General features: G+C 60.5%; 17 protein-coding genes, 1 other RNA gene and 1 pseudogene. 7 read left to right on the top strand and 12 right to left on the bottom strand.

Annotated features, from left to right (window positions below; genetic code table 11):
- Window positions 1-4 precede the first annotated feature (4 nt).
- The 9 genes from mraY to rsmI all read right to left on the bottom strand — a co-directional run bounded on the left by mraY (window position 5) and on the right by rsmI (window position 9,055).
- Window positions 5-1,087 carry a phospho-N-acetylmuramoyl-pentapeptide-transferase gene (gene mraY / locus FXO12_RS12915; protein ID WP_003188670.1) on the bottom strand — a complete coding sequence of 361 codons (1,083 nt, stop codon included), beginning with the start codon at window positions 1,085-1,087 and terminating at the stop codon, window positions 5-7.
- The gene (gene murF, locus FXO12_RS12920) at window positions 1,087-2,457 is read right to left on the bottom strand and encodes a UDP-N-acetylmuramoyl-tripeptide--D-alanyl-D-alanine ligase (RefSeq protein WP_160049682.1); all 1,371 of its coding nucleotides are present in this window, start codon (window positions 2,455-2,457) and stop codon (window positions 1,087-1,089) included. Before murF ends, mraY begins: the two co-directional genes overlap by 1 nt.
- Entirely contained in the window at window positions 2,450-3,913 is a 1,464-nt protein-coding gene (locus FXO12_RS12925; protein ID WP_054919287.1) for a UDP-N-acetylmuramoyl-L-alanyl-D-glutamate--2,6-diaminopimelate ligase, read from the bottom strand. Before FXO12_RS12925 ends, murF begins: the two co-directional genes overlap by 8 nt.
- Complete coding sequence (locus tag FXO12_RS12930; RefSeq protein ID WP_019816949.1) at window positions 3,913-5,655, bottom strand: penicillin-binding protein 2; 1,743 nt, start codon at window positions 5,653-5,655, stop codon at window positions 3,913-3,915. Before FXO12_RS12930 ends, FXO12_RS12925 begins: the two co-directional genes overlap by 1 nt.
- Window positions 5,655-5,948, bottom strand: coding sequence for a cell division protein FtsL (gene ftsL, locus FXO12_RS12935; RefSeq protein WP_003188663.1), 294 nt, complete (start codon window positions 5,946-5,948; stop codon window positions 5,655-5,657). The genes FXO12_RS12930 and ftsL overlap by 1 nt, the downstream gene beginning before the upstream one ends.
- Window positions 5,945-6,892, bottom strand: a complete 948-nt coding sequence (gene rsmH / locus FXO12_RS12940) for a 16S rRNA (cytosine(1402)-N(4))-methyltransferase RsmH (protein ID WP_003188661.1) — start codon at window positions 6,890-6,892, stop codon at window positions 5,945-5,947. The genes ftsL and rsmH overlap by 4 nt, the downstream gene beginning before the upstream one ends.
- Window positions 6,889-7,344 carry a division/cell wall cluster transcriptional repressor MraZ gene (mraZ, locus tag FXO12_RS12945; RefSeq protein WP_004371993.1) on the bottom strand — a complete coding sequence of 152 codons (456 nt, stop codon included), beginning with the start codon at window positions 7,342-7,344 and terminating at the stop codon, window positions 6,889-6,891. Before mraZ ends, rsmH begins: the two co-directional genes overlap by 4 nt.
- 355 nt (window positions 7,345-7,699) lie before the next feature.
- Window positions 7,700-8,053: RNase P RNA component class A (gene rnpB / locus FXO12_RS12950), an RNA gene on the bottom strand.
- A 96-nt stretch (window positions 8,054-8,149) separates the two neighbouring features.
- A complete protein-coding gene (gene rsmI / locus FXO12_RS12955; RefSeq protein WP_087149550.1) occupies window positions 8,150-9,055 on the bottom strand; it encodes a 16S rRNA (cytidine(1402)-2'-O)-methyltransferase in 906 nt (301 codons plus the stop codon).
- A 176-nt stretch (window positions 9,056-9,231) separates the two neighbouring features.
- Between rsmI and FXO12_RS12960 the strand changes: the two genes are divergently transcribed.
- The 4 genes from FXO12_RS12960 (at window position 9,232) to FXO12_RS12975 (ending at window position 12,679) form a co-directional block, all read left to right on the top strand.
- Entirely contained in the window at window positions 9,232-11,043 is a 1,812-nt protein-coding gene (locus FXO12_RS12960; RefSeq protein ID WP_054919296.1) for a penicillin-binding protein activator, read from the top strand.
- On the top strand, window positions 11,043-11,414 hold the full coding sequence (locus tag FXO12_RS12965; protein ID WP_054898902.1) for a YraN family protein: 372 nt from the start codon (window positions 11,043-11,045) through the stop codon (window positions 11,412-11,414). Before FXO12_RS12960 ends, FXO12_RS12965 begins: the two co-directional genes overlap by 1 nt.
- 93 nt (window positions 11,415-11,507) lie before the next feature.
- Window positions 11,508-12,101 (top strand): phosphoheptose isomerase, encoded by a 594-nt coding sequence (locus FXO12_RS12970; protein WP_007904374.1) that lies wholly within the window; start codon window positions 11,508-11,510, stop codon window positions 12,099-12,101.
- A complete protein-coding gene (locus FXO12_RS12975; protein WP_003188655.1) occupies window positions 12,098-12,679 on the top strand; it encodes a BON domain-containing protein in 582 nt (193 codons plus the stop codon). Before FXO12_RS12970 ends, FXO12_RS12975 begins: the two co-directional genes overlap by 4 nt.
- Before the next feature lie 217 nt (window positions 12,680-12,896).
- Here FXO12_RS12975 and FXO12_RS12980 read toward each other — a convergent pair.
- From FXO12_RS12980 to FXO12_RS12990, 3 genes and pseudogenes are all read right to left on the bottom strand, one after another.
- Window positions 12,897-13,040 (bottom strand): annotated as a pseudogene (locus tag FXO12_RS12980) (cell envelope biogenesis protein OmpA); the annotation flags it as partial.
- Window positions 13,041-13,224: 184 nt separating this feature from the next.
- Window positions 13,225-13,995: an OmpA family lipoprotein gene (locus tag FXO12_RS12985; RefSeq protein ID WP_019816951.1), complete on the bottom strand. Its 771-nt coding sequence runs from the start codon at window positions 13,993-13,995 to the stop codon at window positions 13,225-13,227.
- A gap of 177 nt (window positions 13,996-14,172) precedes the next feature.
- Window positions 14,173-14,817 (bottom strand): MBL fold metallo-hydrolase, encoded by a 645-nt coding sequence (locus FXO12_RS12990; RefSeq protein ID WP_034126333.1) that lies wholly within the window; start codon window positions 14,815-14,817, stop codon window positions 14,173-14,175.
- A gap of 155 nt (window positions 14,818-14,972) precedes the next feature.
- Here FXO12_RS12990 and FXO12_RS12995 point away from each other — a divergent pair, with 155 nt between their 5' ends.
- Genes FXO12_RS12995 through FXO12_RS13005 form a run of 3 tightly spaced genes read left to right on the top strand, consistent with a single transcriptional unit; the run spans window position 14,973 to window position 17,834 of the window.
- Window positions 14,973-15,563 carry a paraquat-inducible protein A gene (locus tag FXO12_RS12995; protein WP_057976879.1) on the top strand — a complete coding sequence of 197 codons (591 nt, stop codon included), beginning with the start codon at window positions 14,973-14,975 and terminating at the stop codon, window positions 15,561-15,563.
- Window positions 15,560-16,204 (top strand): paraquat-inducible protein A, encoded by a 645-nt coding sequence (locus FXO12_RS13000; RefSeq protein WP_054919304.1) that lies wholly within the window; start codon window positions 15,560-15,562, stop codon window positions 16,202-16,204. Before FXO12_RS12995 ends, FXO12_RS13000 begins: the two co-directional genes overlap by 4 nt.
- Entirely contained in the window at window positions 16,185-17,834 is a 1,650-nt protein-coding gene (locus FXO12_RS13005) for an intermembrane transport protein PqiB (protein WP_014716962.1), read from the top strand. Before FXO12_RS13000 ends, FXO12_RS13005 begins: the two co-directional genes overlap by 20 nt.
- Window positions 17,835-17,837: the final 3 nt, after the last annotated feature.

Genomic DNA, 17,837 nt, shown 5'->3' on the forward strand with positions numbered 1-17,837 from the left:
GTTTCTACCTCAGTTTCAGGGTGGCAAGGCCGACCAGTACCAGAATCACGGTGATGATCCAGAAGCGGACAATCACGCGCGGCTCAGGCCAGCCCTTGAGTTCAAAGTGGTGGTGAATCGGCGCCATGCGGAACACACGACGCCCGGTCAACTTGAAGGACGCCACCTGGATGACCACCGACAGGGTTTCCATCACGAACACACCGCCCATGATGAACAGCACGATTTCCTGGCGAACGATCACCGCGATGGTGCCCAAGGCTGCGCCCAGCGCCAGTGCGCCGACGTCGCCCATGAAGACTTGTGCCGGGTAGGTGTTGAACCACAGGAACCCCAGGCCGGCACCGATCAAAGCGCCGCAGAACACGATCAACTCACCGGCGCCCGGCACATAAGGAATCAGCAAGTATTCAGCGAATTTCACGTTACCCGAGAGGTAGCAGAAGATGCCGAGCGCACCGCCCACCATCACCGTCGGCATGATCGCCAGGCCGTCGAGGCCGTCGGTCAGGTTCACCGCGTTGCTGGAGCCGACGATCACGAAGTAGGTCAGCACCACAAAGCCCACACCCAGCGGGATGCTCACATCCTTGAGCATCGGGATGATCAAGGTGGTTTCCACGGCACTCGGCGCGGTGGTGTACAGGAAGATCGCCGCAGCGAGGCCGAACACCGACTGCCAGAAATACTTCCAGCGGCTTGGCAGCCCCTTGGAGTTTTTCTCGATCACTTTGCGATAGTCATCCACCCAGCCGATGGCACCGAACAGCAGGGTCACCAGCAACACAACCCACACGTAGCGGTTATGCAGGTCGGCCCAGAGCAAGGTGCTGACGCCGATGGACGACAGGATCAGCGCACCGCCCATGGTCGGCGTGCCGGACTTGGACAGGTGCGACTGCGGGCCGTCGTTACGAACCGATTGACCAATTTGCAGGTTCTGCAGGGTGCGGATCATCCACGGCCCCAGGAACAGTGACAAAGACAGCGCGGTCAGCACACCCAGGATCCCGCGCAGGGTCAGGTACTGGAAGACCGCGAAGCCTTTGTGGAACTGTTGCAGATACTCAGCCAGCAGCAGCAGCATTAATGTTTCTCCGTACTTGAGCCACACAAGGCTGCGACGACGTTTTCCATCACCGCGCTGCGCGATCCCTTGATCAAAATGGTTGTGTGTTTGTCATGTTCAGCCGCCGTCAACGCCTGGATCAGCTCGGCCTGGCTCGGGAAATGCCGCGCGCCAGGGCCGAAAGCGTTGACCGCATGGGCCATGTTTGTGCCAACGGCGTAGAGCGCGTCCACTTTGCCGGCGGCATAGGCGCCGACTTCACGGTGGCCCTGTTCAGCCCAATCGCCCAATTCGCCGATATCGCCCAGCACCAGCACCTTGCGCCCATCAAAGCCTTTGAGCAGGTCCACAGCGGCATTGATGGAGGACGGGTTGGCGTTGTAAGTGTCATCAATCACGCGCATGCCGTTGCCAGCCAGTTGCGCCACGGTGCGGCCCTTGACCGGCTGCACCGCGCCCAGGCCGGTGGCAATACCGAACAGCGACACGCCCAGGGCATGGGCGGCAGCGGCGGCGGCCAAGGCGTTGGCGACGTTGTGGTTACCCAGCAGGTTCAACTGCACGTGCTCATCACCTTGCGGGGTGTGCAAAGTGAAGGACGGGCAGCCACGGGCATCGACATTGATGTTGGAGGCGTGGAAATCGGCTGCGGCATTCAGCACTGCAAACGTCAGGACCTTGCGACCGGCGGCGCGTACACGCCAAGTCTCGAAGGCCTTGTCATCCAGGTTCAGTACCGCAGTGCCCGAGGCGTCGAGGCCCTCAAGGATTTCGCCCTTGGCTTCGACGATTTTTTCCGGGCCGCCGAACTCACCGACATGGGCGGTACCGGCGTTGTTGATGATCGCCACGTGAGGCTGGGTCAGCGCCACGGTATAGGCGATTTCGCCGATGCGCGAAGCCCCCAGTTCAATCACTGCCGCCGTGTGTTCCGGGGCCAGTTCGAGCAGGGTCAGCGGTGCGCCGAAATCATTGTTCAGGTTGCCACGGGTCGCGAGTACCGGCCCGCGCGTACGCAAGACGCCAGCAAGCAGTTCCTTGACCGTGGTCTTGCCGCTGGAACCGGTAATGGCCGCCACCGGCTTATCAAAAGCAGCACGGTTAAGCGCACCCAATCGGCCCAGGGCCAGGCGGGTGTCGGCTACCAGCAATTGCGGCAAGGCAGAATCGGCCACTTCACGCTGTACCAGGGCACCGACGGCACCTTTGGCGGCAACGTCGTTGAGGTAGTCGTGACCATCGAAACGCGGGCCGGCCAGGGCGACAAACAGCTGCCCCGGCTGGATGTTACGACTGTCGATACTGACGCCGGTGAATGTGCAGTCGCTCGACAGCACACGGGCCGACAGGGCCTGGGCCAGTTCGCTGAACGTCATCGCCTTAAGCATGGGCGACCTCCCAGGCGGTCAGGGCGTGATCCGCCTCGACCAGATCAGAGAAGGCATGGCGCTCACCGTTGATTTCCTGATAGTCCTCGTGGCCTTTACCCGCGAGCACCACTACGTCGTCCGCGCCGGCACTGGCGATCAACTGGGCAATGGCGGCGCCGCGACCAGCCACAAAAGTGACGTTGGAGGCGTCTTTGAAACCGACACGGATGTCGTCGAAAATCTGGCTCGGGTCTTCGCTGCGCGGGTTATCGTCGGTGACGAGTACGCCATCGGCCAAGCGCTCGACAATTTCGGCCATCAACGGGCGCTTGCCGCGATCGCGATCACCGCCGCAACCGAACAGGCAAAGCAGTTTGCCTTTGGCATGTGGGCGCAGGGCTTCGAGGACTTTTTCCAGGGCATCCGGTGTGTGGGCGTAATCGACCACCACCAACGGTTGCGTGCCGCCACCCAGGCGCTGCATGCGACCGGCCGGGCCTTCCAGCTTCGGCAGTACCCGCAGGATTTCATCCAGGGCGTAGTCCAGGCCCAGCAGTGCACCGATAGCGGCGAGCACGTTGCTCAGGTTGAACCGCCCGAGCAAGGTGCTGCGCAAGTGGTGCTCGCCCTGCGGCGTCACCAATGTGGCGCGCACGCCTTCATCATTGAATTGGGCTTCGCGGCAATACAGGTAGGCACTGGCATCTTGCAGGCTATAGCTGATCAGGCGCGCGTCGCTCCCTTCGCCCGCCAGTTGGCGGCCGAATGCGTCGTCGAGGTTGACCACCCGGCACTTCAGGTCATTCCAGGCAAACAGCTTGGCCTTGGCGGCGGCGTACGCCTCCATGGTGCCGTGGTAGTCGAGGTGGTCGCGGGACAGGTTGGTCATCACGGCCACGTCAAAGGCCAGTGCGGTGACACGCCCTTGGTCCAGGCCATGGGAAGACACTTCCATGGCTACCGCCTTGGCGCCGGCCTTTTTCAGATCGGCCAGGGTCGCTTGTACGGCAATCGGGTTTGGCGTGGTGTGCAGGCCGCTTTGCAGCGCGCCATAGAAACCGGTGCCCAGGGTGCCGACGATGCCGCAGTGCTGACCCAGCAGGTCCAAAGCCTGGGCAACCAACTGGGTCACACTGGTCTTGCCGTTGGTGCCAGTCACGCCCACCAGGTTGAGTTGACGGCTCGGGTCACCGTAGAAACGCCCGGCAATGTCGGACAACTGCGCTGCCAGGCCCTTGACCGGAATCAACGGCACATCGGTGATCGGCAGCACGGTGGCGCCTTCCACTTCATAGGCGACCGCAGCCGCACCGCGTTGCAGGGCATCGGCGATATGCGCACGGCCATCGAGCTTGCCGCCAGGTACCGCCAGGAACAGGTCACCGGCGCGTACATTACGGCTATCCAGCGTCAGCTCACGAATAAGCAGATCGTGGCCGGCATGGGCAAAAATCTTGTTCAGGCTAAGAGACATCAGCCGCGCCCTCCATTGGCTTTGACAGCGGCAGCCGGTGGACCAGCGTTGGCTTGTTGCGTTGGCGGCAGGTTGTCCGGCGTGATATTCATCAAGCGCAGGGTGCCGGACATCACTTTGCTGAACACCGGCGCCGAAACCAGGCCACCGAAGTAGCCGGCTTTACTAGGCTCGTCGATGACCACGACGATGGCATAGCGTGGGTCGCTCATCGGGCCGAAGCCGGCGAACAACGAACGGTAGGAGTTTTCGGCATAGCCCTTGGTGCCCACCGAGGTCTTACGCGCCGTACCGGACTTGCCAGCAACGTGGTACGCCGGCACCTGGGCGCGGAATACGCCACGCGGTGCCTCGATCACTTGTTGCAGCATGCCTTGCATAGTCTTGGCGACGTTTTCCGGGATCACTTGGGTGGCTTTTGGCGCTTCGTCGACGTGGATCAGGCTCAGCGGAACCATACGGCCGTTATTGGCCAATACCGAGAACGCGTGGGCCAACTGGATGGCGGTCACCGACAGGCCGTAGCCATAGGAAAGCGTGGCAGTCTCGGCTTTTCTCCACTCGCGGTAGTTCGGCAGGTTACCGACCCGCTCGCCCGGGAAGTCGAGGCCGGTGGGTTGCCCCAGGCCGATCTTTTGCGCCAGGTGATAGATGGTCTCGCCGCCGATATCGAAAGCAACCTTGCTCATGCCGACGTTACTGGAGTTGATCAGGATGCCGGTCAGGTCCAGCACTGGCCCCTCGGTGCGGGACACGTCACGAATGGTGTACTTGCCCAACTGCAAGGTGCCTGGGTAAACCTCGACCTTGTCGCTGGGTTTCCAGCGGCCGGTTTCCAGGGCAGCGCTCATGGAGATGGCTTTCATGGTCGAACCGGGTTCGAACACGTCGATCATCGCGCGGTTACGCATCATCGCCGGCTGCAGGTTGCGGCGGTTGTTCGGGTTGTAGGTGGGCTGGTTGACCATGGCGAGGATCTCGCCAGTCTTCACATCCATGATCACCAGGCTGCCGGCCTTGGCGCCGTTCTCGATGATCGCGTTACGCAGTTCGCGGTTGGCCAGGTATTGCAGGCGCAGGTCAATCGACAACGCCAGAGGCTTGCCGGCCTTGGCGTTCTTGGTGACCTGGACGTCCTTGATCAGTCTGCCGCGCCGATCCTTGATGACCTGACGCTTGCCCGGAACCCCGGCCAGCCATTCGTCATAGGCCAGTTCGACCCCTTCGCGGCCGTGGTCATCGATGTCGGTGAAACCCACCATGTGCGCGGTGGTTTCACCGGCCGGGTAGAAACGCCGAAATTCCTCGATGCCGTAGACGCCGGGAATTTTGAGATCGAGCACTTGCTGGCCTTGCTCAGGGGTAAGCCCACGAACCAGGTAGATGAATTCTTTATTGGCCTGGGCTTCCAGGCGTTCGGTCAAGGCCTTGCGGTCCTGCCCGAGGGCAGCGGCCAGTTCAGGCCACTTGTCCTTGGCAACTTGCAGCTCTTTGGCGTTGGCCCACAGGGTGGTCACCGGGGTACTGACGGCCAGAGGCTCGCCGTTACGGTCGGTGATCAGGCCACGGTGTGCAGGAATCGGGATGTGCCGCAGGCTGCGAGCGTCACCCTGGCCGATCAGGAAGTCGCGGTCGACGACCTGAAGGTCGAAGATGCGCCAGACGATCGCGCCCACCATCAATGCCAGCAAGCCGAGCATCAGGCGAAAGCGCCATGGGTAGAGTGCCCCTTCGAGTTTCATCATGGCGCCACCATGCGAACTTCAGCCGCGCCTGGGATGTGCATCTTCAACTGTTCGGTAGCCAGCACTTCGATACGGCTGTGGGCCGTCCAGGTGCTTTGCTCAAGAATCAACCGGCCCCATTCTGCCTGGGCTTTGTCGCGCACGCTCAATTCCCCGTAAAGGGTATTGAGCAACTGACGGTTCCAGTGGGCGCTGTAGGACACCGCTATCGCGGACACCAGCACGCCGACAAACAGCAGCAACATAAAGAAGCTGCCGCCCGGGAGGGGCTTGGCGAAAAGCTTGCTCACCGCAATTTCTCCGCAACACGCATGACGGCGCTACGGGAACGTGGGTTGGCCTTGAGTTCGGCTTCGGAAGCGAACTGCGCTTTGCCATGGATTTTGATTTTCGGCACGAAGGCTTCGAAACGCACCGGCAGGTTACGCGGCAGGTTATCGGACTCGCCCTTTACCAGACGACGCATGAAGAGTTTGACGATCCTGTCTTCCAGGGAGTGGAAGCTGATCACCACCAGGCGACCGCCCACTTCCAAAGCATCCAGAGCGGCCTCGAGGCCGGCTTCCAGATCGCCCAATTCGTTATTGACGTGAATGCGCAACCCTTGGAATGCGCGGGTGGCCGGGTTCTTGCCCTTTTCCCAGGCAGGGTTGGCGACCTTGAGCACTTCGGCCAGGTCAGCGGTGCGTTCGAACGGCTGGATTTCGCGGCGCTCCACCACGGCACGCGCCATTCGACCGGCGAAGCGCTCTTCACCGTATTCCTTGAACACACGGGCGATTTCTTCTACCGGCGCGGTGGCGATGAATTGTGCGGCACTGACCCCACGAGTGGGGTCCATACGCATATCGAGGGGGCCGTCGTTCATGAAGCTGAAGCCGCGCTCCGGGTCGTCGAGCTGTGGCGAAGACACGCCCAGGTCGAGCAGAACCCCGGCCACCTTGCCCGCCATACCGCGCTCGGCAACTTCGGCACCCAGCTCGGCAAAGCTGCGCTGCACAACGACAAAGCGGCCGTCTTCGGCCGCTAGCGCTTGCCCGGTGGCAATCGCTTGAGGGTCTTTGTCGAACCCGAGGAGTTTGCCGTCGGACCCGAGCTGGCTGAGTATCAACCGGCTATGCCCGCCCCTGCCGAATGTGCCATCGACATAGCAGCCATCGGCACGTACGGCGAGAGCCTCAACGGCTTCGTCAAGCAGTACGGTGATGTGGTTAAAGCCGCTATCAATAGTCACAGGATCAAATCACGCAGTTCATCAGGCATGGCGCCCGGTTGTTGAATAGCAGCCAGGTCCGCTGCAGACACAGCATCCCAGGCATCTTCGTCCCACAATTGGAACTTGTTCAGTTGGCCTACCAGCATTGCGCGCTTGTCGAGCCTGGCGTACTCGCGCAGTCGCGGCGGCACCAGGAAACGACCGCTGCCATCGAGCTCAAGGTCGACGGCATTACCGATCAGCAAACGCTGGAGGCGGCGGTTTTCTTCACGCAATGAAGGCAGCGCGCGCAACTTGGTTTCAATCAACTCCCACTCATCGAGAGGGTAAACACATAAACAGGGGTCAACGGCGTCAATCGTGATGATTAACTGCCCTGAACTTCGCGAAATGAGCTCGTCACGATACCGGCTCGGCATGGCGAGACGGCCTTTTGCATCGAGACTGATAGCGTTAGCTCCGCGAAACACAGATGCGTTTCTCCAAATTTTAGCGTTTTACGTTCAAAAAACCCACTTTTTGCCACTTTCCGCCACTTGCGCACACTATAGGAATGCGCCCACCACACCGTCAAGGCGCGTATTCAAGGAAAAGCCTTACAGAACGGAGATTTAGGAGTGCAAAAGGAGGAGAAACGAGAGTTTGGCGATGTTTTTGACTCAACAACGGCAAATAGCTCAGAGAGCTAGAGGCTAAAGTTAAAGTAATTTATTAAGAGTAAGATTTTTTTGGTATTACGAAGATGCATCTGCCAATGATTTGGCAGGGAGGGATTCTTGCGTTACTACCGGGTTTGCGCACGAGATTCGAACGCAAGGAAAAAAGGTGGAGAGTCGATCTGTAAGCCGGGTTCTGTCTTGAACAGTCATTCGTCTACGATGGCCATCACTGGACATCTTTAGCAACCTACCCGGTCCCAGCGCGGGCCACGCCTTGGGACCCTATTTGGTCTTGCTCCAAGTGGGGTTTACCTAGCCACGAACTGTTGCCAGTCGTGCGGTGCGCTCTTACCGCACCTTTTCACCCTTACCGGCACCGAAGTGCTTAGGCGGTTATTTTCTGTGGCACTTTCCGTAGGCTCACGCCTCCCAGGCATTACCTGGCACTTCGCCCTATGGAGCCCGGACTTTCCTCCCCCCCCTAATTTTCATAGAGGGCAGCGACTGTCCAATCGACTCTCCGCCGCGCAGGTTAACGGCACGGCGGCTTGAGGACAAGTATTAAAAGTGCGGCATTGCCATCACGTTCAGACGAAATACAGATTTGCCCCTGGAACTATTCGGCCTTCTGCTTATCGAGCGCGACCTGATACAACACATTCTTGCGCACGCCGGTAATTTCCGCTGCCAGGGCGGCGGCGCGCTTGAGTGGCATTTCCTTGAGCAACAAATCGAGGACGCGCATGGCCTCGCTGCCCACCGCATCTTCATTCTCCGGCGCGGTCCAGCCTGCTACCAGCACCACGCATTCACCACGTTGTTGATTGCTGTCGCCCTCGACAAACGCTCGCAGCTCCTCCAGCGGCAACCCCTTGAGGGTTTCGAAGGTCTTGGTCAACTCTCGGGCCAGCAAGGCCAGGCGCTCACCGCCGAACACCAGCTCCATGTCTTGCAGGCATTCAAGGATACGATGCGGAGCCTCATAGAAGATCAAGGTGCGCGGTTCTTCTTTAAGTGCCTGCAGACGCGCCCGACGCCCTACAGCCTTGGCGGGCAGGAAGCCTTCGAAGATAAAGCGGTCCGAGGGCAACCCGGCGGCCGATAATGCAGCAATCAGCGCGCAGGCTCCCGGAACAGGCACTACATTGATACCTGCGGCACGGGCCTGGCGGACCAAGTGGTAACCAGGATCGGAAATCAGGGGCGTGCCCGCGTCGGAAATCAGCGCGACGTCATCACCCGCCAAAAGACGTGTGATAAAGCGGCTACCCTCTTCACGTTCGTTGTGTTCGTGGCAGGCCGCTAATGGCGTGCTGATACCAAAATGCTGCATCAACCGTTGGGAGTGCCGCGTGTCTTCTGCCGCGATCAATTTCACCTCGCGCAACACTTTCAGCGCCCGGGCACTGATGTCGTCCAGGTTGCCAATGGGCGTCGCCACCACAAAAAGCGAGCCAGCAGTGGAATTCAAAAGACCTGGAGCAGTCAAAGCGCACACCTCGATGGTTGGCAAAAGCCACATTGTAGCGCGTAGACGCCTTGAAAATATGCCATCACGGCCGATGCCGTTTCAGCCACCATTAGCTAAACACAACATTTGCACGACCTAAATCCACGGTTTAACGCCATGAACATCGCGCCTGGGCCAGTGCTTGGGTACACTTCCACGCTAATTTGATCGGTATCAGGAACACTTACATGATCGCTTGCCTGCGGCTGCTCTCCGCCCTCTGCCTCGCTGCCTTGCTGGCTGCTTGCGCCAGTTCGCCCTCCTCCAGTCTTGGCGAACTGCCACGCACGCCCGATGCCAGTATCGAGCAACTGCTCGAACAGGCGACGAACGCCAAGACGCCAGAAAAAGCCGCGTTGCTGCGCCTGAGCGCGGCGGACCTGGCTTACCAGCAGAACAACCCCGGCCGCTCCTCGCAGATCCTTGCGCAAGTGCCCCTGGACGCCCTGAAGCCAGCCGCGCAAGTATTTGCCAGCACCCTGGCCGCAGAACTGGCCATGGGGCGCAACCAGCCCAAGGCGGCTTTGGCAGCGCTGAACCACCCCAGCCTGCAAAGCCTGAAGGAACTGCCGACCGACCAGCAGATCCGCACCGGTACCGTACATGCACGTGCCTATGAAGCCGATGGGCAGACCCTCGCCGCCGCTCGCGAGCGGGTGTCCATGGCGCCCCTGCTGACGGGTGAGGCTGCCAACAGCAACCACGAGGCCATCTGGGTATTGATTGCCGCGTTGCCAGCCGAACAGCTGCAAGCCACTGGCAACCCGACACTCGATGGCTGGATCACCCTGGCCCAGGCGGTCAAGGGCGCCGGTACGCTGGAGCAACAACAAGCCGCCATCGACACCTGGCGCGCACAGAACCCGGGCCACCCGGCTGCAGTGCAACTGCCAGCGCCGCTGACCAAGCTCAAGGAACTGGCCAGCCAGCCCCTGAACAAGATCGCCCTGCTGCTGCCGCAGGAAGGGCCGCTGGCGGCTGTGGGCAAAGCGCTGCGCGAAGGCTTCATGGCGGCTCACTACCAGGCTGAACAAGCCGGGCAGAAGCCACCGGTCATCGAGTTCTATGACAGCTCGCGCCTGGGCTCCCTCGACGACTTCTACGCCAAGGCCCAGGCCGCTGGCGTGCAACTGGTGGTCGGCCCGCTGGAAAAACCGCTGGTCAAGCAACTCAGCGCACGCCCGCAGCTGCCGATCACCACCCTCGCCCTGAACTACAGCGAGACCGATCAAGGCCCGGCGCAGTTGTTCCAGTTCGGCCTGGCCGCTGAAGACGAAGCCCGCGAAGTGTCGCGCCGTGCACGTGCCGACGGCCTGCACCGTGCCGCCGCCATGGTGCCCCGTGGCGAATGGGGCGAGCGCGTCTACAAAGCGTTCCGCCAGGATTGGGAAGCCAATGGCGGCACTGTCATGGGCGTTGAATATGTCGATCAGCCTGTTGCCCTGGCCCAGCAGATCGCCGATCTGTTCCAACTGCGCAAGAGCGAAGGCCGCGCCAAGAGCCTGCAAAGCACAGTAGGCACCGACGTAGCCGCCCAGCCTTCGCGTCGCCAGGACATCGAGTTCATCTTCCTGGCTGTCACGCCACAACTGGCCCAGCAGATCAAGCCGACCCTGAACTTCCAATACGCCGGCGATGTGCCGGTGTACGCAACCTCCCACGTGTTCAGTGCCAGCGGTGACCGTAACCAGTACCTGGACATGACCAACGTGATGTTCTGCGAAACCCCCTGGTTGCTCAACACCACCGACCCACTGCGCAACCAGGTTGCGGCGCAATGGCCGCAAGCCAATGGCAGCCTGGGCCGCCTCTACGCAATGGGCGTCGATGCCTACCGCCTGGCACCACGCCTGGGCCAGCTCAAGGCACTGCCTGACACCCGTGTCGACGGCCTCTCGGGCAACCTGGGCATCAGCGCCAACCAGCGCGTGGACCGCCAGATGCCGTGGGCGAAGTTCGTCGGCGGCGAAATACAGCGCCTGCCCGATACCCCACGCTGATGCCCCAGCGGTCCAGCGCACAAAGCGGCAAGGATGCCGAACTGCATGCGCTCGATTACCTGCAACAACAGGGTCTGCGCCTTCTGGCGCAGAACTGGTTATGTAAACGCGGCGAGCTTGATCTGGTCATGCTTGACGGCGATACAGTAGTATTCGTCGAAGTCCGCTACAGAAAACACGCACAATGGGGTGGCGCGCTCGCCAGTATCGACGAGCGCAAGCGTCAAAAGCTGATACTCGCTGCGCAGTTTTTCCTGCAAAAAGAGCATCACTGGGCTGACCGCCCCTGCCGTTTCGATGTGGTTGCCATGGAAAGCACCCCGTCAGGCACAGCTGATCTGACCTGGCTTAAAAATGCCTTCGACAGCTGATTCGCCGGGCACCCTCACCACTCACTTTTGCTCTTTGCATTGCGGGCTGCACATTACCTGTGCCAAACAGCCGCGCTACTTAAGGTCACACAGATGGACATGCAATCCCGAATTCGCCAGCTTTTCCAGGCCAGCATCGACACCAAGCAACAGGCGATGGACGTACTTGCACCGCACATCGAGCAAGCCAGTCAGGTCATGGTCAATGCCTTGCTCAACGAAGGCAAAATGCTTTCGTGCGGCAACGGTGGTTCGGCCGGCGATGCCCAGCATTTTTCCTCCGAGCTGCTCAACCGTTTCGAACGCGAGCGCCCGAGCCTGCCGGCCATTGCATTGACCACCGACTCGTCGACGATCACTTCGATCGCCAACGACTACAGCTACAACGAAATCTTCTCCAAGCAGATCCGCGCCCTAGGCCAGCCGGGCGATGTATTGCTGGCGATTTCCACTAGCGGCAACTCGGCGAATATTATTCAAGCGATCCAGGCCGCACATGATCGCGAAATGATTGTCGTAGCCTTGACCGGTCGCGACGGCGGCGGCATGGCTTCGCTGCTGCTGCCCGAGGACGTGGAGATTCGCGTCCCGGCCAATGTCACTGCACGTATCCAAGAAGTTCATCTGCTGGCGATCCACTGCCTGTGCGATCTGATCGACAGCCAACTGTTCGGGAGTGAAGAATGACCGTTAATCGCCTCAGTCTTTTGGCCATTACGCTGTGCGTCGCCATCAGCGGCTGCAGCTCGGCTATCACCGCTACACGGGACACCCCTATTCAGGACGACCGGGGCACACGCACCTTCGGCAGCACCATTGATGATTCGCTGATCGAAACCAAGGTCAAGGTCAACGTCGCCAAGGCTGCTACCGACCTGGGCAACGGTGCCTCGCGCATCGTGGTGACCAGCTTCAACGGCGTGGTCCTGCTGGCAGGCCAAACACCCCGCGCCGATCTCAAGGCCCAGGCCGAGCAAGCCGCTGCCGGCGTGCAACGCGTCAAGAAGGTCCACAACGAACTGCAGGTCATGGACCCGATCACTCTGCTGGCCATCAGCAACGATGCCTTGCTGACCACCAAGATCAAGGCCCAGATGCTGACCGACAGTGCAGTGCCAGGCTCGCGAATCAAGATCGTCACCGATAACGGCATCGTCTACATGATGGGCCTGCTGACCCAGGCAGAAGCCACCCGCGCCGCCAACCTGGTGCAAGGCGTGTCGGGCGTACAGAAGATCGTCAAGGTATTCGAATACATCGACTGATGTAGATCGAAGCTGCCTGATCGTTCCCACGCTCTGCGTGGGAACGCATCCCGTGACGCTCCGCGTCACCGCACAAGCTTCAGCTTTTGCGCCAAGAATGGGACGCGGAGCGTCCGAGCGGGCATTCCCACGCAGAGCGTGGGAACGATCAAAAAAGGGCGCCGTGCATTGACTGCACGGCGCCCTTTTTAGTGCCCAGGGTTTACTGGTATTGCTGCTACGGATTGCCCTGGAACTGGTTGTTCTGCTGTGGTGCCTGCTGCTGACCAGGCTGGCCGTATTGCTGGCCAGGGATCGGGCCGAGGTTGACTTCGACGCGACGGTTCTGGGCACGGCCATTCACGTCGGCGTTGCTGGCAATGATCGTTCCCACGCTCTGCGTGGGAACGCATCCCGTGACGCTCCGCGTCACCGCACAAGCCTCGACTTTTGCGCCATCAGTGGGACGCGGAGCGTCCGAGCGGGCATTCCCACGCAGAGCGTGGGAACGATCAAAAAAGGGCGCCGTGCATTGACTGCACGGCGCCCTTTTTAGTGCCCAGGGTTTACTGGTATTGCTGGTACGGATTGCCCTGGAACTGGTTGTTCTGCTGTGGCGCCTGCTGCTGACCAGGCTGGCCGTATTGCTGGCCAGGGATCGGGCCGAGGTTGACTTCGACGCGACGGTTCTGCGCACGGCCATTCACGTCGGCGTTGCTGGCAATCGGGTTATCCGGACCGGCACCGCGTGCGCTCAGGTTGGCACCATTGACGCCTTGGGAGGTCAGGTAGTTGGCCACGCTCTGCGCACGGCGCTGGGACAGGTCCATATTCAGTTGGCGGCTACCGGTGCTGTCGGTGTAGCCAACGATCTGGATGGTGTTCTGGTTGAACTGCTTGAGAGAGTTGGCCAGGTTGTTCAGCGGCTGGTAGAAGCTGCTGGAGATCGCGTCCGAGTTGGTGGCGAAGGTAATGTTGCCCGGCATGATCAGCTTGATCTGGTCACCCTGGCGCTGCACCTCAACCCCGGTGTTCGCCATGCTTTCACGCAGTTTTTTCTCTTGCTGGTCGGCGTAGTAGCCATAGCCCGCCGCACCGGCACCCGCAACGACTGCGCCAATCAGCGCGCCCTTGCCACGGTTGTTATGGTCGATGGCCGCACCGGCCAATGCACCAGCCAGTGCACCGAGGCCGCCGTACTTGGCGGTTTTGCTCATGCCGCTTTCGGAACCATTGCTGGCCTGTCCCTGGCTGCCGTCATAAGGGTTAGGTGAAGCGCAGCCAGACAACAGGGCTACGGCGGTAGCGACAACAAGCAGACGACGCGGAGTGAACATGAAGGAAGCTCCTACTTTTGCATTCTGTGATGCAGAGGACATTGGCAATGGACCTGTGCCGAGTTTGGAACGCGACAAACGGCAAAAATTCCGTGGAGGGTGCGTAAAGCATAGCTGTGTTTGGCTCGGGCCTGTGTCTGTGTGTCTGTACCGCTTTGTATCAGAGCCGACAACCCATCACGCACGCACGAAAGGATTCTCCCGCATCTCATCGCCCAGCAACGTATCCGGCCCATGCCCAGTGACCACCGTCGCGCCCTCGTCCAGCGTATACAAGCGCTGCTTGATCGACCGCACGATCGTCGCCTGGTCGCCGCCCCATAAGTCCGTGCGCCCTACGCCGCGACGAAACAAGGTATCGCCGGCGATCAACAGCTTGGCGTCGGCGAACCAGAAACTCATCGAGCCCGGCGTATGCCCTGGGGTGTGCAAGGCTACGCCACAGCCGCAGGCCAGTTCTTCGTCATGCTCCAGCCAGCGATCCGGCGACGGTACCGGGACGTAGGGCACGCGAAACATCTGGCATTGCATTTCCAGGTTGTCCCATAGAAATTGATCATCTTTGTGCAGATGCAGCGTGGCGCCGGTCTTTTCTTTCAATTGGCCGGAGGCGAGGAAATGATCGAGGTGAGCATGGGTGTGGATAATGCTCACCACCTTCAGTCCCAGCGCATCAAGGCGCGCCAGGATCAACTCGTGATTGCCACCGGGGTCGACCACGATGGCTTTTTTAGTGATCGGGTCGCCAATGATGGTGCAGTTGCACTGCAACGGGCCGACGGGAAAGGTTTCGCGAATCAACGGTTGTTTTTCAATAGTCATGGGTGTCCTGCAAGCTCTCTGGCGCGTTCCAAGTGCAGTATGGTGTAGCTTGGCCCTGCTCTGGAAGGAGTCGATTACGCGGTCCATCCGCTGCTAAGCTACGCAAGCGCCATTGAAATCCCCTGCTGCAGTCAGTCGCATTTGGAGCAACACCCATGGCGAATCAACAGATCATCTGCGAACACTGCGACTGCGTGTACGAGAAAGTCACGCTCGCCAAACATCAAAAAGCCCTGTGTGTGCGTTGTTCTGGCGTGCTGCAGCGCTATAACGGCCTGTCGGTGCAGCAACGCCTCGCCCTGACGGTGACCGCCGCAGTGCTGTGGACCTTTGCGAACTTTTATCCGGTGATGAGCATCAGCCTGCAGGGCTTGAAAAACAGCGCGACGCTCTGGGATTCAGTCGTTGCATTGAGCCTGGGGCCGATTACGTTCATTGCTTTGGTCGCGGCGATTTCCATCATTATCGCGCCGGTGTTTCAGCTGCTGTTGCTGATCTGGGTGCTGAGTTTCGCGTTGGCCGGCAAGCGCTCGCCGGCATTCAAGCTGTGCATGCGCTGGCTCGAAGCACTCCGGCCCTGGAGCATGCTGGAGGTGTGCCTGCTGGGCGCGATGGTCGCGGTCTTCAAGCTGGCCGGCATGCTGGATGTGATCCCTGGCACCGGCCTGTTCGCCTTGGCCGCCCTGAGCCTGTTGCTGATCCGCATTGCCGGGCGCGATGTACGCGACCTGTGGGACACCGTATGAATTCACCGCCCACCGCCCGCGAGCTGAACCTGTGCCTGTGCCATACCTGCGGCCAGCCCTGCGACATGCGCCGTGAGCCCACCGAGTGCGATCGCTGTGGCGCCGCACTGCATCGGCGCAAGGTGCAGTCCCTGACCCGAACCTGGGCCTACATGCTCACCGCCCTCGCCTTTTATGTCCCGGCCAACTTACTGCCGGTGATGAACACCACCATGCTCGGCTCGGGCGCAGACAGCACCATCATGAGTGGCGTGCTGGAGTTCTGGCAGCATGGCGCCTGGGACATTGCGCTGATCATTTTCATCGCCAGCATTGCCGTGCCGGGTATCAAGTTCCTGTCGCTGGGGCTGCTGCTGGTCACCGTGCAGCGTAATAGCCAGTGGGCGCGCAAGGAGCGTTCAAAGCTGTTTCGGTTTATCGAACTGATCGGCTACTGGTCGATGCTCGATGTCATCGTGGTTGCCCTGGTGGCCGCGCTGGTGAAGTTTCAAGCCCTGGGCACGATCGAACCGCGCCTGGGCATTCTGTTTTTTGGCCTGGTGGTCGTGTTTACGATGCTGGCGGCCATGAGTTTTGATCCCCGGCTAATCTGGGAAAATCCACATAACGAGGAGACCTCGGATGAGCTCATCCAAGGCTGACACCCCTGCGGGGCAACCCGTGATCAAGACGCGTCGTTTCAGTGTCTCGCTGGTCTGGATCGTGCCGATTGTCGCCGTACTGGTGGGGATCTCGCTGGTGATTCACAGCGTCATGCAACAAGGGCCGACCATCGTCCTCAACTTCAAGACCGGCAGCGGGCTGGTTGCCAACAAAACCGAGGTCAAATACCGCAACGTGGTGATCGGCCAGGTAACCGCCGTGGCCCTGAGTGATGACCAGAAAAGCGTCAATGCCACCGTCGAGCTGGTCAAACAGGCCGAAAGTTTCACCCGCGAAGATTCAAAATTCTGGGTGGTGCGCCCGCGCATCGGCGCAGGCGGCGTGTCGGGCATCGACACGTTGTTGTCCGGCGACTACATCGGCGCAGACATTGGCCAGTCCGAGACTCGCGCCAAACACTTCACCGGCTTGGAAAACCCGCCGCCCATCACCTACGGCGAGCCGGGCAAGCGCTTCACCCTGCACACCCAGGCCTTGGGCTCCCTGGATATCGGCTCCCCCGTCTATTACCGCAAGATCCCGGTGGGCCAGGTAGTGGCCTATGAGCTGGACAACGAGGGCAAGGGCGTGAATGTCGAAATCTTTGTGCATGCGCCCAATGATGTGTACATCACTGAGAACACGCGTTTCTGGAATGCCAGCGGCGTCGACTTGAGCGTCGGTGCCAATGGCTTCGCGCTGAAAACCGAATCCTTGTCCTCCATGTTGATGGGCGGGATCGCCTTCCAGGCGCCGCCCTACAACCCCAATGACAAACCGGCCGAAGAAAGTCGCAGCTTTGAATTGTTCGAAGACCAGCAAAGCGCCCTCGCCCCGCCCAACGGCAAGGGGCAATACATGGTTCTGCGCTTCGATCAGGCCCTGCGTGGGCTGAAAGTCGACGCGCCGGTGGAGTTCCTCGGCGTCGAGTTCGGCAGGGTTGTATCGATCAACCTGGATTTCGATGCGAAGAAACGCACCTTCCCGGTCAATGTCGGCATCGTGATCTACCCGCAACTGCTCGGCGAGGCCCACACCAAGTTGCTCAAGGCCATGAACAATAACCCTGACGATGAGGCAGCCGGCGTACGCCTGATCGGCACCTTCATCGAAAACGGCCTGCGCGCCCAGGCCCGCAGCGGTAACTTGCTGACCGGCCAGCTGTACATCGCCCTGGACTTCTACCCCAAGGCCGAGAAAGTCGCGTTCGACCCGAACCAGCGCCCCGTGGGCATCCCCACGATCCCGGGCAACCTGGAACAACTGCAAGAGAAGTTCGAAGGCATCGTCAACAAGATCAGCCAACTGCCTGTCGAGCGCATTGCCGGCAACCTCGACGCCAGCCTGGTCGAACTGCGCAAGGGCCTGGCGCAATTCAACGCTAAGACGCTGCCGGGTGTGCAGACGACCTTGGCCGACGTGAGCAAGACCCTGCAATCGGCCAGTTCAACCCTGGCCGAAGACTCGCCGCAGCGTGAACAACTGACGCAGACCCTCGACGAGTTGGGGCGCATGTCGCGCTCCCTGCGCGAGCTTTCGGATTACCTGGGCCGGCATCCGGAGTCGCTGATTCGCGGCCGCCCCGATAACGCCGCACCGACGGACCTGCAAGGGCCACCCCGCAAATGACCA

Origin of the sequence: Pseudomonas sp. J380, from assembly GCF_009827115.1 — a bacterium.
In the GTDB taxonomy this organism is placed as follows: Bacteria; Pseudomonadota; Gammaproteobacteria; order Pseudomonadales; family Pseudomonadaceae; genus Aquipseudomonas; species Aquipseudomonas paracarnis.